This window comes from Microbacterium wangyouchuni (genome assembly GCF_054072595.1).
This window is the reverse complement of the sequence record NZ_JBSVRM010000001.1, coordinates 551,247-566,456: the sequence shown is the minus strand read 5'-3', so window position 1 is coordinate 566,456 and position 15,210 is coordinate 551,247. Positions and strand designations below refer to the sequence as shown.

Here is a 15,210-nt window from a genome sequence, read left to right as displayed (position 1 = left end):
AGACTCCGGGGCTGTCCATCCCAGAGGTCAGTCGTCTGCCTCGATCACCTCAAACGCCGGAAGCTCACCGATCAGCCGCTGCGTCTCCACACTTACCGTCACGAGCGACCGGATCAGATCGACGACGTAGCGCGGGTTCTCCTGCTCGCGAAGCCAGGCGTTCGGATCGTTGACGATGCCGGACTTCTTGTCGGTCGTTACCTTGTAGCGATCGATCACCCACTCGAGCGGGCTACGGCCACCGACCTTGTACTCGCTCTCAATATCGGGGATACCGGTGATCGTGAGGTGCTCGTTGTATCGGATGCCGGTGTGATCCTTGCGTGAGATCCACGACAGCTTGTCGATTCGGTAGCGCTCGTAGGGATCCTCCGGCGCGGTGAGCGAAAGCTCCTGCCCGAGCGGATGCTGCGCGACAGACTCGTAGTCAACATGCAGACCTGCGAGCGCCCGACCGATGCGCGCATACTCGAGGAAACCCTTCACCTGCGGGATGTGCGGGAGCATCTTCTGCAGGTCCGCCTCGTACGTCTCACGGTAGGTCGGGTGATGCAGCAGCGCGTAGACGCCGTAGAAGATGGCGTCCTTCGTGACCGCGTCGCCGTGCTGTTCGCGATAGCTGGCGAGAGTCGCGTCGGTGATGTTGTCGACGCGCCGGTAGCCGTCGACGATCTCGTCGCTGTCGGATGCTGCGAGCGCGTCGAAGTTCAACGCGCCATCGGGGGCGGATGCTGGCTCCCACGTGTAGCGGGGGAAGACCCGCCCACTGGTAGATGCGCCGCCTAAGTGAAGATCGAGCACCGTTGAAACAGCCATCGGCGAGAACGGCTTGCCCGCCCCAGGTCCGGTCACCCAGATGGCACAGTTGCGATGCAGGTCAGTCGGCCAGGCTCTCTCCGACACACCGGGAAGTTCGACGAGCCGTTTGTCGAACGCGAGCGCCTGTCTGGTGAACGGCCGATACGTCGCGAGTCGAAGGTCCGGCGCCTCGGTACTCATGAACTTCCGAGTGCGGCGCTTTGCTTCGAGCGAGCGCGACCAAGACACCCTGGATGCGTCTATTTCCCGCAAAGGATCCTCGACCAGTGAGTTGAACTCCTGCACCGTGGAATGCACATGCCTCGCGACACTGGTTGCGGAGAAGCTGTATACCCAAGCATCGCGGTTGGTCTGCACTCCGTTCGAAAAGTCTCGAAAGATCGCCGGCGTGTCGGGATGGTTCCTGTGCTTCTTGTCGCCGAGTTCTGCCCATGTGCCGAATCGTTCGTCGCGTTGATTGATCCAGTCGCCAGCGTTGTTCGGGCTGATGAGCTCGAACTGAGTATGGGCAATTGACTGCTCCGAGCGGAGGCGGTCAAATTTGTCTTCACGGCTGAGGTAATCGCCAATTTCCGCATAGTGGATCCGCGCGGGGCCGGCGTGCGCTGAGTCCTTCACCAGCACCGTGATCGCGATTCCCGCCTGACTGCCAGCCCCGAAGACCTGGCCTCCTTCGCGGTCCCAGTCCTGCCTGCGCATATTACCTTTGAGATTCAGCACAATCACGTCGCTGAACTCGTCCATCATCGTGAAGCGCACACCAGCGGCCGTGCTGCCGTCGATGAATGCCGAGTTTGAGACGAACGCGATCACACCGTCCTCGCTGAGCTGATCAGTCGCCCAGCGCAACGCGCGGAAGTACGAGTCGTAAAGCCCGTTCTTGTTGGTGCCGCTCGATCGCTTCACGTAGGTATCCGCGATCCGGGCGTCTGTGAGCGGATACTTGGCGTTCTGGCTGGCGTCATTCGCGCTTGCCTGACCAGCACGATAGGGCGGATTCATGACGATCACACCGATGTCCGCGGATCGTTGCCGCTCCAGACGTGCGGTGTTTTCCCTGAATCCAACGCCAGGTACGTGCGTGACGCGCTCATCGATCATGAACGTGTCGGTGAGGGAGATGCCATCGAAGCCTCCGCCTGCCGGTTCGATCCCGTATTCGGCGCACAGCTCCCGGTACACGCTCTCGATGTTGACGGCGGCAATGTAGTAGCTGAGAAGCACGATCTCGTTGGCGAAGAGCTCCTGCGTGTACTTGCGCGTAAGATCCTCAGGCTTGATGAGACCGGTCTGCATCAGGCGCGTCAGGAAAGTCCCCGTCCCCACAAACGGCTCGAGGATGTTCACGCCCTCGTCGCTCAACCGCTTGCCGAAATGCTGATGCAACGCGGCATCCGCTGACCGAAGGATGTAGTCGACGACCTCGACGGGCGTGAAGACGATGCCCATCCGGTCGGCCAGCAACGGAAATGCCTTCGTGAAGAACTTGTCGTACAGCGTGACGAGCATCTGCTGTTTTGCGCCGACGGTGTCGAGCCCACGGATGCGCCCAGTGATCTTGGCGTAGAACGCGTCTAGGGGTTCTCGCTCGCGCGCGAATGCGGCGTTCTCATCGAACGTCTCGAGCACGTGCTCCATCGCAACCGACACGGGGTTGTCCTGCGTGAACGACCCCTCCGGGAACATCGCTTCGAACACCGGCTTGGTGATCAGGTGCTGCGCGAGCAGCTCGATCGCCTCTGCGTCCGAGACATCCGGGTTCACGGTGGCGCGCAGCGCCTTGACGAAGCCCTCGAACGGCTCGCGGTCGTTCTCGGGAGCATTGACGTGCGCGGCGATCAGCGCGATGAAACGCTGGGCGATCTGAGCGATGTCGCCCGCCCAGTCGTCCCAGTACATACGGTCGCCGACCTTGGCGACGAGCTTGGCGTAGACCGAGTCCTTCCATGCCTCCGCGGTCGAGGTGAGACCTGGCAGTGTCGGCGCGAGATGCGAAGGCCCGTCGGTGATCGGCCCGTCCGACTTGTCACGTGGTTCGCTCTGCGAATCGAACGCCGAACCCTCCCGCGGTTTCGTCGACGTCAGGCTGACCCGCTCGATCAGTACCTGCTCGGGCAGTTTGCCCGTGTACGCCGTCTGGTTGATCGCCGTGTCGAGACGCTCGTCATGGGCGCGCAGGGCCTGCAGCACCTGCCAGACGACCTTGTAGCGCTCGTTGTCATTCAGCGCCTCCTCGGGTGAGACGCCCGCCGGAATCGCGATCGGCAAGACGATGTATCCGAGCCGCTTGCCCTCGGCCCGGCGCATCACACGCCCGACGGCCTGCACAACATCGACCTGGCTCTTGCGCGGGCTGAGGAACAGCACCGCGTCAAGGCTCGGCACGTCAACGCCCTCGCTGAGGCAGCGCACGTTCGTGAGCACGCGCGCGACGGGCCGGCCGTACTGGTCCTGCTCCGGCGCAGCCTTCAGCCAGTCGAGCAATTCGCCACGCTGGGTGGCATTCATCGTGCCGTCGACATGCTCGGCCTCGACAGTCAGATCGTCGGTGTCATCGTCGTTCTCAATGTTCGAGAGATGACCATCGACGAGCGCGGTGAAGTCGCTGGCAACACCGATCGATGTCTTGATGTCCTTCGCGAAGGCAACAGCGCGGCGCATCGGCTGGCCATCAACGCCGAATCCCTCCGCGATTGCTCCGGCGTTGCGCTTCGCCAGCGCGTTCCAGCATCCGATGAGTTTCGCGACGTCGGTCACCGCGAGTTCGCGCCCCTCTTGAGCGAGCTCCTGCTGCAGCGTCTCGACGATCTCGTCCTCGCTGATGCCCAGGACGACGACCTTGTAGTCGGTGAGCAGTCCCTTGCGAACTGCCTCGTCGAATCCGATGCGGTACAGCACCGGACCGTAGAGATCTTCGTCATCCATGGAGATGAGCTCGGCCGACTTCTGCGACGCTGCGTTCTTCACCTCGGGCGCAAAGATCCGCGGAGTCGCGGTCATATACACGCGGGCGGATGCCGGGATCACAGCGTCTTCGTGAATCTTGACGAAGTGCGACTCGTCCTCGCCAGCGAGCGTCACTCCGGTCGTACGGTGCGCTTCGTCGCAGATGACGAGATCGAACGTGTCGCCGCGCAGCCGCTGCGCTTCGGCAACGGCTTCAATCGACTGATACGTCGAGAACACGACCGTCAGACCGTCATGCTCTTCATCCACGTCACCGAGGAGCACCGCCAGCTTCTTGCCGTCGGTAGTCGCCGGAGCGCCAAGATCCTCGAGCATCACGCTCGTGAGGTCGTCGTTCTTGCGCCGCCCGATGTTTATGTCCGAACCGACGGCAAACGCACGGAAGCCAAGCTCTGGGTCGCGCTCGCGTGACCACTCCTCCAGTGACTGCTGCAGCAGCGCCAGCGAAGGCACCATGAACAGCACCGTCGCCGCACCACCCGCGCGCTCCACCGTCCAGCGTTCAGCAAGCTTGAGCGCGGTGAAGGTCTTGCCCGTGCCGCACGCCATGATGAGCTTGCCTCGGTTCAGTCCCGAGTCCGGGGCGAGTCCGTCCATCACGGCACGCACCGCCTCGTGCTGGTGAGAGCGAAGCACCTTCGCCGCATGCCGCTCCGGCGCGATCTCCGGCTTCAGCAGTTCGTACGTTGACCAGTCGATCGCGCTGTGCCGAAGCTCATCCAGCGAGATTCGCCTCACCGGCTTCGACCTGTTCTTGAGCGCCTCCTCGGCGTTCGCCGACCAGGGAGCCGTCGTAGTGTCGATCACCAGCCCCTCGGTGAACGGCTCCCGCCCGAGCGCTTCGAAGAACGAATCGAGATCGCCCTTCTGCATCCGATGCTCTTCGCGGAAGAACTTGACCTGCACGGCGAGCAGCCCGCCACCCTGAATTTCAGCGATGAGATCGATGCCGGTGTCAGGGCGACCGTCACGTCCAGGCCAATCGCGCCAGAGCCACACCGCGCCCAGCTGATCGGCCCAGAGCGGCTCGACCGTCAGATAGTGGCGCGCCAACTGCTCTAGATAGTTGCCAGCCATGCGCTTGCTGTCCGCGAGCTCGCGGAACTCAGCAAGATGCGCGTCGAGTCCTTCTTGCAACGGCACGCCGGCCATGTGCACCTCCCAGGGGAAATCCCGGGAAGGTACTTGTACCCGGGTTTGTTAACCCTGGCACAAGTCACAGACATTACGGACGCTTGTTGAGTGGCCCGAATCCCTTCCGACGCAGCCGCCCATATCGGGGCGCGAATCGCCGACGAACGGAAGCGGCGAGGACTCACTCAGGACCAGCTCGCCGTACTGAGCGACATCGACTCGTCGAACATTCGCAGCTACGAATCGGGGCGGGCGATGCTGGGGGTTCAGACGCTGATCCGGATAGCCGAGGCGCTCAAAACAGAGCCCGGTGAGTTCCTCGATGGGCTCACCTCAGAGATGTTCGCCGCGACGATCACGTCCAGCCGCGCGGACGAGCGCCGACGCGTCGGCTGACGCACGAACTCACGCATGCGAACGCGCTCCGCGACCGCCGCTCCCGCAGCGCACCCCCACCCACCAACCTCCGAAATTTGTCATGATCCTGAACTAATAGAATCGAACTCATGACCCGCAACACGCGTGCCCGCACACGCTTCCTTCTCGCGCTGCCCATCGCCGCGATCGCGCTCTCGCTCGCCGCCTGCTCCGGCGCGGGGGAACGACCCTCCGTGGACAAGCTCAGCGATGGGCTCCACAAAGTTCTGCAAGACAGCGGTCAGGGCGATCTGCTGACGCTCGAGCAGATCACCTGCATCTCAGAGAAGTTCTTGGCCTCACCCCTCTCCGACCAGGACCTCGCGTACATCGCCGATGGCAAGGACCTGCAGACCTCGCAGGAGGCCAAGGATCTCGTCACCGTTACGATGTCGCAGGCCGCCGGCGAGTGCTCCACGCCGTAGCGCGCGAGAGGCGCGGCCCAGCAAGCCCAGCGCGAGACCTGGCTAAGCGCCGATCCCTCCGCGTGTATCCAGCGCCAACTCCTCGGCGTCGATCGCTGCCATCAACTCGCGCATCACTTCTTCGTCGAGGTTGTCGGCGTCGCGCTCTTCGAGCAACACCTCGCGCCTGACCTGCAACCAGCCCTTCATCAGCACAGCGAGATCGTCGTATGACGGGCGCGGAACAGATTCTTCGAGTTCCTGCACGTCCTCGGCGTCCGACTCCACTCGCACCATCCGCTCGGTGAGTCCGTCGAACGCCTTCATCTCGGCTGGTCCGTAGTTCTGCGCCCACTCGGCACGCTTCGCCTCCAGGAAGACGACCCCTGCCTCACGGCTGCGCTGACGAACGGCGGCAATTGCCCTGGCATCCGCCTCACGATCAGTGTCGCTCGCAACGCCCAGCATTCTGATGAGAACCGGCAATGTGAGCCCCTGCAGCATCAGCGTGGCCACGGTGACGACGAACGCGACGATCACGATCGCATGCGAGGATTCGTCATCCAGGGCCGCGAGATCCGCCGCGGCCAGCGCCGTGGCTAGCGTCACCACGCCACGCATCCCGGCCCAGGAGATGATCGCGTTGTCCTTCCAGCTCAGCTCTGGCTCGGTCAGTCGCCTCTTCATCTGCTCGGTCGTGATCGGCTGGCGTCCCGGCCGCACACTCTGCTTCCGTGAGAACCGCCCCTTCGCAACAACGAGTTCCCAGCGCCTCAGCCGAGCACGCTGCTGCCATCTCGCGATCGCATGCGCGGGATAGATATAGAGCGGACGCACCACAATCACCATGAGCAGCACCGCTCCGGAAAGCAGCAGGATGTGCCCGACCGATTCAGAGCCCAGGTCACTCAGCACCCGCCGGAACATCAGCCCGATGTAGGCGAAGACGAAACTCTCCAGCAGCAGATCGGCCGACAACCACAGCGGAGCCTCCTGCTGCCTGGTCGTGTACTCGGTACGCGGAGCGTTGAATCCGACATACAACCCCATCGCCACGACCGCCAGCACACCCGACCCACCCAGATGCTCAGCGATCGCATATGCACCGAACGGCACGAGCAGCCCGAACGTTCCGGTCACGACCGGATCGGCCATGCGCATGCGCAACTGATGCAGCACGATCCCAAACACGAGCCCGACGATGACTCCGACCACAACCGCCAGCACAAACTGCCAGACTCCGTCCCACACGGTCAGCGCAGCACCAGCGATGATCGCCGCGAACACCCGGTACAGGGTGAGTGACGTCGCGTCATTGATCAGGCTCTCACCCGACAGCACCGTCATGATGCGACGGGGAAGCCCAAGCTTTCGGCCGATCGCAGCTGCCGACACGGCATCCGGAGGAGCAACGATCGCGCCGAGCAGAAGCGCACCCGGAAGAGTCAGCGACGGCAGAATCAGCCACGCGACCAGCCCGACCACAACCGCAGTCAGCAGCACCAGCCAGATCCCCAGTCGACGAATCTGCGGCAGGCTGCGCTTGAACCCGACGAACGACACATCGAGCGCGGCCGAATACAGCAGCGGCGGCAGCACCACGTTCAACAGCAGATGGCCGTCGATCTCCAACTCAGGAATGAAAGGCAGAAAGGATGCCGCGAGCGCAACAGCTGTGACCAACAACGGCGCCGGCCACCCGCGCCATCTCGCGATGGCCGCCACGGCGACGGCTCCGACCAGCACGTAGAAGAGCATGGCATCCATGGAGAAAGGGTACGCCGCCGCGGGCACCCGTCGCCTTTCATCGCTTCCGGCCCGGGAGCGGATGCCGGAAATACGAAAACGCCACGGACATCAGTTGATATCCGTGGCGTTTTCGCGATTGGCAGCCGAATGGCCGATCAGATCAGGTCAGGCCTGACGACGCGAGCGAGCGAACAGCGCCGCTGCAGCTCCGCCGAGCAGCAGCACGAGGCCACCACCCAACAGGTTCACCGGCACGTTGGATCCGGTCGTTGCAAGGTTGTCGCTCTCGGACACCCCAGCGTCCGTGACGCTTCCCGATCCGGTTTCGCCGGTGCCTGCTGCCGAATCGGATGCATCGGATGCATCGGTTTCGCCGTCAGCAGCGTCCGTTGCGTCAGCAGCGTCAGCAGCGTCAGCAGCGTCCGTCGCGTCAGCAGCGTCAGCAGCGTCAGCAGCGTCAGCAGCGTCAGCAGCGTCAGCAGCGTCAGCAGCGTCAGCAGCGTCAGCAGCATCGGTCGCGTCAGTCGCGTCGGTGGCATCCGCGGCATCGTTCGCGTCAGCAGCATCCGTGGCGTCAGCAGCATCCGTCGCGTCAGTTGCATCGGTGGCATCCGCAGCATCCGTCGCGTCAGCAGCATCCGTCGCGTCAGCAGCATCCGTGGCATCCGCAGCATCCGTCGCGTCAGCAGCATCCGTCGCGTCAGCAGCATCCGTCGCGTCAGCAGCATCCGTCGCGTCAGCAGCATCCGTAGCGTCAGCAGCATCCGTCGCGTCCGTCGCGTCCGTCGCGTCAGCGTCAGTCGCGTCAGCATCCGCGGCGTCCGCATCCGTCGCGTCGGTCGCGTCAGTCGCGTCAGTCGCGTCAGTCGCGTCAGTCGCGTCAGTCGCGTCAGTCGCGTCAGCGTCAGTCGCGTCCGCATCCGTCGCGTCGGTCGCGTCGGTCGCGTCAGCATCCGTCGCGTCGGTCGCGTCGGTCGCGTCAGCATCCGTCGCGTCAGCATCAGTCGCGTCGGCGTCGACGGCGTCGGTCGCGTAGGTGTTGGTGACGGTCCACGCAATATTCGCGTTCCCGTCCGCAAGGATCGTAACCGTATCAGCCGACAGGCTCTTCGACACGAACGAGTACCCCTCGGGGGTAGCAGGCAGATCGCCCTCGGCGAGGGTCACCACCGTACCCTCGGGCAGGGACACACCCGAAGAAACTACAGTCCCGTCAGCAGGAAGCTCGAAAACTTGCTCACCCCCCTCCCACGTCGCCGTCACCGGGAACGTGGTTCCGGCGGGGAACGCGGCCGCGTCAACACCCGCGAGGTTCTTTTGCAGGTTAAAGGTCCCCTCAACGCTGCTACATGGGAAGCGCCCCTTGAAGAGGTTGGTGTGGATTTCCTTACCGCCCTGGAGCGCGGTCAGATTCTGAGCGATAATCTGGCCCTCAAACTCGCGTCCGCCGTCAGATTCAGCGGGGAACACGATGTGCGCGTTCGGCGCGTAGATGGAACCACGGACCGGTTCGTTAGGGGTGACAACCTCGATTTCGCCGCTAATGGCGCTGAAATCGAAGAGGATATGGCTGATGCCTTCCTTCCCTGCACTGTCTTTACCATTGGATGCGTATGACGGCAGGGTTACCCGACCATCCACGACGTCCGTGGGGTCGACCGTGATCACAAGGAACGACGTCTCCGAATAACCCGCGAGCTCGTATTTGCTGATTCCGGCGAAGTCAGAAAGCGGCAGCTTGCTTGGACCTTCAACACTGAGCTCAATAGGCAGATTGGGATCCGCCGGGATTCCAGCGGGCTGCCAATCGGTAAACAACTCGATCACAGACGTGCCGTTATCTGCTGGAAAGTGTGAGAGCACATCACCGTCGATGCCCCAGCTCTCCTGAGCCGCAGCGAGATCAGTCCACGTCTGCACCGTGGAATCGATCTGCGGGCTCTGGTTGCCGCCGCCAGCCGGGAAGAACGTAGTCCCAGTGCCGCCAAACATTGGGCCGAACGTATACCCGACAGGCGTTGACTGGTCACCGATTTTGGCGCCCGCTTCGGCGTCGGCGCCAGTGGCGCCCTGCGCCTTGACCTGAACAATTTTTGGTCCGTTGGTCGCGAACTCCTGGATCAGGACACGGTTCGGCGCGCCGTCGATAGTAGGCACTGAGTAATCTGCGTTGCCGCCCACATTGCCGTGCATGATGGGGTACTGCTGGTTCGCATTGCCCCGGGGATCACCGAAGGTAGCGGTGCCACCGACTGCGATGGTGCCCTCGGTCTCGCTGTTGGCGAAGATCGCGTTATCGCGCACGAAGACGGTGTACCCGTTCTCAGAACCGGTTGGAGTGGCCGCACCCATCGGGTTGACCGTGCTGCAAGAAGCTGCAAGTGCCGGTGCCGCGACAGCAGAGGTTGAGGTGACAACGAACCCCGTTCCTGCGATAGCGAGCGTGGCTGCAGCTGCGAGCAAACGCCGCATATTCCCCCGCTTCGAAGCCCCCGACCCGTAGCCGAATGCGCCAGCGCGCGCCAAATGACGTAACTTCATGTGTGATTCCCCTTCTGTGCGCTTTGCGCACAGCCCCATTGCATTCGATCGCATCTTCGTGTGATCGGCGACGCGATTCGCGTCGAACACACCAAAGCCCCCCTTGGCGATCCAGAGGATAGCACACGCTGCGGGAGCGCTCTCACAGAGCCATCCGCTACACGCCTCAGGCATCAACAAACACAGAATGGGAATGCCCGCCCGGGCTTCAGAGTTGCACCAGATGATGACTGCCTCAGCCCCTGCCCTCTCCGTCCTCGATCTCGTCCCCGTGCACACCGGCCAGACCAGTGCCGAGGCGATCGCCTCCTCCCTCGCACTCGCTGAGGCTGCAGACCGACTCGGCTACCGGCGCTACTGGTTCGCCGAGCACCACAACATGCCGGCCGTGGCATCCACTACTCCCCCGGTCCTCATCGCGGCAGCTGCCGGACGCACGCAGCGCATGCGACTCGGATCCGGCGGCGTCATGCTGCCCAACCACGCACCGCTCATCGTCGCCGAGCAGTTCGCCGCCCTCGAAGCCATCGCGCCGGGGCGCATCGACCTCGGCCTCGGCCGCGCCCCCGGAAGCGACCCGGTCATCACGCAACTGCTGCGCGGTTCTGGCACCACGAGCGATGTCGAACAGTTCCCCCGCAACATCGAGGACATCCGCGCTCTACTCGCCGGCGACGGCGCGACCGTGCGCTTCACATCTGGCGGCAACTACACCGTGCACTCCACCCCGGCGGCAACCAGCACGCCCGAGGTGTGGCTGCTCGGCTCGAGCGACTACTCCGCCCAGCTCGCAGCATCCCACGGCCTGCCCTATGTCTTCGCGAACCATTTCTCCGGCCATGGCCTCGAGCGCGCGCTCGACCTCTACCGCACCGGGTACCAGCCCAGCGAAGAGCACCCGCAGCCGCGCACGTTCCTCACCGTCAACGCCGTCGCCGCCGCCACCGCTGAAGAGGCCGAGCACCGTGCCCTCCCCCAGCTGCGGATGATGGCCCGCCTGCGCTTGAACAAGCCCCTCGTCGCGCTGGAAACAGTGGAAGAAGCACTCGCGGCCGCAACCGACCCCGCCACCGATGAGATCATCGCGGCCGCCCGCTCGCGCTGGTTCGTCGGCACAGGTGAGACGGTGGCCGCCGAGACGCGCGAGTTCGCGACCCGATACGGCGTCGACGAGGTCATGCTCTCGCCCGTCGCGGGCGTTTTCGAATCAGAGCCGATGGATGCCGCGCCCGGCCGCACCGCAACGCTCGAACTCATCGCGGCCGCTCTGTAGGGGTCGCATTCGGCCGCTTGGCCCAGCATTAAGCGGCCACTTGCGACACCTCACCGAGTCGCCGCATCCAGCAGGGGTCGCATCTGGCCGCTCTCAGCAGGCTGAAGCGGCCACTCACGACACCTCCCGCGCCGAGCCCCCGCGCCCCGCGCCTCCCGCGGCGAGCGAGCAGGTCCAGCTACTCTCCCGGCGCGCCGGAAAGCAGGTCGCGCAACCAGTCGCGCGCTTCGACGAAGACGTCGTCGGCGTACCGCTCCGGATAGTGCACGATCTGCCGATCGGCCCGCGGATACGAACCGAGAAAGACCACACGGGGGCTGAACCGACGGATGCCGAGCAGCGCATCCGCCATCCGCTCATCCTGCACATGCCCGTCCGCATCGAGCACGAACCGGTACCGCCCCAACTCATCGCCGATCGGCCGTGACTCGATCAACGACAGGTTGATGCCGCGCGTCGAGAACTGCTCGAGCAGATCGAGCAGCGCGCCCGGGCGGTCGTTGGGAAGTTCGACGATCAGCGACGTCTTATCGGCTCCGGTCGGGTCCGGCGGCGTCGTGGTCCGCGTCACCAGCACGAAACGCGTGACGGCAGCGGTGTTATCGCCGATCTCGGATGCCAGCACATCCACGTCATAGTGCGCAACGATCCCGGGAGGCGCGATCGCAGCCTGTGCGGGCGTCGTTCCCTCCAGAACGCCAATAGCGGATGCCACATTGCTGGCCGCCGGAACATGCGAGTGGTTCGGGAGGTTCTTGCCCAGCCAACCGTGGCACTGGGCATAGGCGACCGGGTGGGCGGCGATCGCGGAGATGTCCTCGAGCTTCGTGCCGCGCGGCGCCACCAGGACGAAGTTCACCTTCACCAGGTACTCGCCGATGATGCGCAATCCCGGCAGAGTAGCCAGAGCATCCTGCGTCGTCGAAACTCCACCCTCGATGGAGTTCTCAATCGCGATCATCGCGGCGTAACTGCGCTCCTCCAGCACATCGGCGAGCGCCTCACCGACGTTGTGAACGGCACGCCACTGCTGGCCTCGCGCGGCAGCCACCTGATCGAGTGCTGCTTCCGTGAAGGTTCCCGCAGGGCCGAGGTAGCTATAGGTACGACGTTCAGTCACGGGTTTCACCTTAGCCCCGCAGATGATGCGCAGAAGCCGAGATCGGGGCAGACTGGAACCATGACCAGCCGTGCCGGCCTCCCCGCGGAGCAAAGTGACCTCATTGACGTCGACGAACTGATCGCCGCGTACTACGATCGGCGCCCGGATCCGTCCGTGGCAGCACAGCGCGTCGCCTTCGGAACGAGCGGCCACCGCGGCTCGTCGTTGACGAACAGTTTCAACGAGCAGCACATCCTCGCCACCACCCAGGCGATCGTCGAGTATCGGGCGTCGCAGGGCATCACCGGTCCTCTCTTCCTCGGCCGTGACACCCACGCCCTGTCGCTGCCCGCCGAGCGCACGGCCATCGAGGTGCTCATCGCCAACGGCATCGACGTACGCGTCGACTCACGCGATTCCTACGTGCCGACCCCGGCTCTCAGCCACGCGATTCTCACGCACAACCGCGCCCTTTCGCCGAACGCCGCCGGCCGCGCCGACGGCATCGTCGTCACCCCTTCGCACAACCCGCCCCGCGATGGCGGTTTCAAGTACAACCCGCCGCACGGCGGCCCCGCCGACACGGATGCCACCAGTTGGATCGCCGCCCGGGCGAACGAACTCATCGAGGGCGGCATGGAGGGCGTCAAGGCGGCGAGCTTCGCAGACCTCGACTGGGACGCGCTGCCCAGCTACGACTTCCGCGACGCCTACGTGCGCGACCTCGCCAGCATCATCGACGTGGATGCCATCAAGAAGGCCGGCATCCGCATCGGCGCAGATCCCCTGGGCGGAGCATCCGTCGAATACTGGTCGCTGATCCAGGAGATGTATGAATTGGACCTGATCGTCGTCAACCGCGAGGTCGATCCGACCTGGCGGTTTATGACGCTGGACTGGGACGAGAAGATCCGGATGGATCCGTCGTCGCCGAACGCGATGGCATCCCTCGTCGCTCGCCGCGGTGATTTCGACGTGCTCACCGGAAACGACGCCGACGCCGATCGGCACGGGATCGTCACCCCGGATGCCGGGCTCATGAACCCCAACCACTACCTCGCCGTCGCGATCGACTACCTGTTCTCGCACCGCGCTGACTGGCCTCGGGATGCCGCGATCGGCAAGACCCTGGTCTCGTCGATGATCATCGACCGGGTTGCTGAGTCGCTGGGCCGACGACTGCTGGAGGTTCCCGTCGGATTCAAGTGGTTCGTACCGGGTCTGCTCGACGGATCTGTCGCGTTCGGCGGCGAGGAATCGGCTGGGGCCTCGTTCCTGCGCAAGGACGGTACGGTCTGGTCGACCGACAAGGACGGCATCCTGCTGTGCCTGCTCGCCGCCGAAATCATCGCGGTCACCGGCAAGAGCCCGTCCGAGCGCTATGCCGAACTGGAGCAGGCGTTCGGGGCATCCGCTTATCAGCGCGTCGACGCGCCGGCCACACCCGAGCAGAAGGCGACACTCGCGCGACTGGCACCCGAGTCCGTCACGGCCAAGACGCTGGCCGGCGAGCAGATCCTCGAAAAGCTGTCGCACGCGCCGGGCAACGGCGCCGCGATCGGTGGCCTCAAGGTGCAGACTGAGAATGCCTGGTTCGCCGCCCGCCCCTCCGGCACTGAAGATGTCTACAAGCTCTACGCCGAGAGCCTGCTCGGAGCTGAACACCTAGCCGAGGTGCAGGCTGAGGCCCGAGCCGTGGTGTCGGCGGCGCTGGGCGGCTGAGGTTGATCACCCCGCACCGGCGATAGTCGCCGTTGCGAAAACTGTGCTCGCGACGAGCCATCTCGAGAACGGTGATTTATGGTCTGCACTTCCAGCTTCGGCGGGTTTCTTAGCAAGGTGCACGAGCGGGTAGCGGAGAGTCGCCAGGCAGACGGGTACGCTCGCCACCGCGGCGGCACCGCCCCGGATCTGTACGGAACGGCAGCCGCCGTCGGCATCAGGATTGCTCTCGGCGACCGTCCCGTGGGATCCGAAGCGGAAGCTCTGCGCCGGAGCGTGAACTCGTTCGCGACAGCAGATGGAATGTTCGCGGATCCGACTCATGGCGAGATCCACCGCGCTGCCACCGCGCTGACGACGCTCATGGTGCTTGGCGAGCTACCGCCGGTCCCCGCACGCTTGCAAGACCTGCTGCGCCCAGAGGCGGCCGCCCCCTTCCTCGCCGGACTCGACTGGGATCAGCCGTGGCCCGCGTCCCACGAGGCAGCAGGACTCCTCGCCATCGGCGTTGTATGTGCTGGCGCCGACGAGAACGAGCGCGCCCGATGGCTTGACCGGTACTTGGGCTGGCTGGACGAACACGCCGATGGCGAGACAGGGCTCTGGCTCCGCGATCGAATGGGGGCCGTCGACGAGGACCCCGGCCTGTTCGGCAATCTCGGCTGCAGTTTCCACATGCATTTTCTCTATGAGTGGCTCGGGCGCGCGTGGCCGCATCCTTCTGGCGTCGTTGACACAGGGCTTCTGCTGCTGCACCAGACCGCGACTGTACTGCCCTCCGACGACGACTCGCTCGACGCGTGGGGATTTCGACAGCTCGACTGGGTCTATTCCGTAGGGCGTTCGGCGCGCGATGGGCACCGCGCAGCAGACGTCACGGCGGCGTGCGAGAAGCTTGCCGACCGTGCCGCGGCCGCTTTGTCGGCTCCGGATGCCGCCGAAGGTGATCTACACGTCATCCAGGCGCGCGTCGGGCTGGTGGCTGAGCTTGCCGTGCAACTGCCGGACATGATCGATACGGGCGGATTCTCGCTCCGTTCCATCCTCGACGTGCGACCCTTCATCTGACACCGTCGCCGGCA

9 protein-coding genes are annotated in these 15,210 nt (G+C 64.4%); 5 read left to right on the top strand and 4 right to left on the bottom strand.

The window, feature by feature from the left end:
- Nucleotides 1–27: 27 nt before the first annotated feature.
- Entirely contained in the window at nucleotides 28–4,938 is a 4,911-nt protein-coding gene (locus ACW5CM_RS02625) for a type ISP restriction/modification enzyme (RefSeq protein WP_457124088.1), read from the bottom strand.
- A 90-nt stretch (nucleotides 4,939–5,028) separates the two neighbouring features.
- Between ACW5CM_RS02625 and ACW5CM_RS02620 the strand changes: the two genes are divergently transcribed.
- Nucleotides 5,029–5,316, top strand: coding sequence for a helix-turn-helix domain-containing protein (locus ACW5CM_RS02620; RefSeq protein ID WP_457124087.1), 288 nt, complete (start codon nucleotides 5,029–5,031; stop codon nucleotides 5,314–5,316).
- Between the two features lie 110 nt (nucleotides 5,317–5,426).
- Complete coding sequence (locus ACW5CM_RS02615) at nucleotides 5,427–5,762, top strand: hypothetical protein (RefSeq protein WP_438254133.1); 336 nt, start codon at nucleotides 5,427–5,429, stop codon at nucleotides 5,760–5,762.
- A 42-nt stretch (nucleotides 5,763–5,804) separates the two neighbouring features.
- Here the strand turns inward: ACW5CM_RS02615 and ACW5CM_RS02610 are convergent, their stop codons facing one another.
- Nucleotides 5,805–7,508, bottom strand: coding sequence for a cation:proton antiporter (locus ACW5CM_RS02610; RefSeq protein ID WP_457124086.1), 1,704 nt, complete (start codon nucleotides 7,506–7,508; stop codon nucleotides 5,805–5,807).
- Nucleotides 7,509–7,655: 147 nt separating this feature from the next.
- Nucleotides 7,656–10,031, bottom strand: coding sequence for a collagen-binding domain-containing protein (locus ACW5CM_RS02605; RefSeq protein ID WP_457124085.1), 2,376 nt, complete (start codon nucleotides 10,029–10,031; stop codon nucleotides 7,656–7,658).
- A 226-nt stretch (nucleotides 10,032–10,257) separates the two neighbouring features.
- On the opposite strand from ACW5CM_RS02605, the gene ACW5CM_RS02600 reads away from it, so the two are divergent.
- Nucleotides 10,258–11,304, top strand: a complete 1,047-nt coding sequence (locus tag ACW5CM_RS02600; RefSeq protein ID WP_457124116.1) for an LLM class flavin-dependent oxidoreductase — start codon at nucleotides 10,258–10,260, stop codon at nucleotides 11,302–11,304.
- Between the two features lie 178 nt (nucleotides 11,305–11,482).
- Here the strand turns inward: ACW5CM_RS02600 and pheA are convergent, their stop codons facing one another.
- Nucleotides 11,483–12,433, bottom strand: coding sequence for a prephenate dehydratase (pheA, locus tag ACW5CM_RS02595; protein WP_438254128.1), 951 nt, complete (start codon nucleotides 12,431–12,433; stop codon nucleotides 11,483–11,485).
- 51 nt (nucleotides 12,434–12,484) lie between these two features.
- Here pheA and pgm point away from each other — a divergent pair, with 51 nt between their 5' ends.
- On the top strand, nucleotides 12,485–14,128 hold the full coding sequence (pgm, locus tag ACW5CM_RS02590) for a phosphoglucomutase (alpha-D-glucose-1,6-bisphosphate-dependent) (RefSeq protein WP_438254126.1): 1,644 nt from the start codon (nucleotides 12,485–12,487) through the stop codon (nucleotides 14,126–14,128).
- 78 nt (nucleotides 14,129–14,206) lie between these two features.
- Entirely contained in the window at nucleotides 14,207–15,196 is a 990-nt protein-coding gene (locus ACW5CM_RS02585) for a hypothetical protein (RefSeq protein WP_457124084.1), read from the top strand.
- Nucleotides 15,197–15,210 lie beyond the last annotated feature (14 nt).

Excerpts from the sequence above, each read along its gene's own strand:
- ACW5CM_RS02625 (WP_457124088.1), bottom strand. The coding sequence starts at position 4,938 with ATGGCCGGCGTGCCGTTGCAAGAAGGACTCGACGCGCATCTTGCTGAG.
- ACW5CM_RS02615 (WP_438254133.1), top strand. The coding sequence starts at position 5,427 with ATGACCCGCAACACGCGTGCCCGCACACGCTTCCTTCTCGCGCTGCCC.
- ACW5CM_RS02610 (WP_457124086.1), bottom strand. The coding sequence starts at position 7,508 with ATGGATGCCATGCTCTTCTACGTGCTGGTCGGAGCCGTCGCCGTGGCG.
- ACW5CM_RS02605 (WP_457124085.1), bottom strand. The coding sequence starts at position 10,031 with ATGAAGTTACGTCATTTGGCGCGCGCTGGCGCATTCGGCTACGGGTCG.
- ACW5CM_RS02600 (WP_457124116.1), top strand. The coding sequence starts at position 10,258 with ATGACTGCCTCAGCCCCTGCCCTCTCCGTCCTCGATCTCGTCCCCGTG.
- pgm (WP_438254126.1), top strand. The coding sequence starts at position 12,485 with ATGACCAGCCGTGCCGGCCTCCCCGCGGAGCAAAGTGACCTCATTGAC.
- ACW5CM_RS02585 (WP_457124084.1), top strand. The coding sequence starts at position 14,207 with ATGGTCTGCACTTCCAGCTTCGGCGGGTTTCTTAGCAAGGTGCACGAG.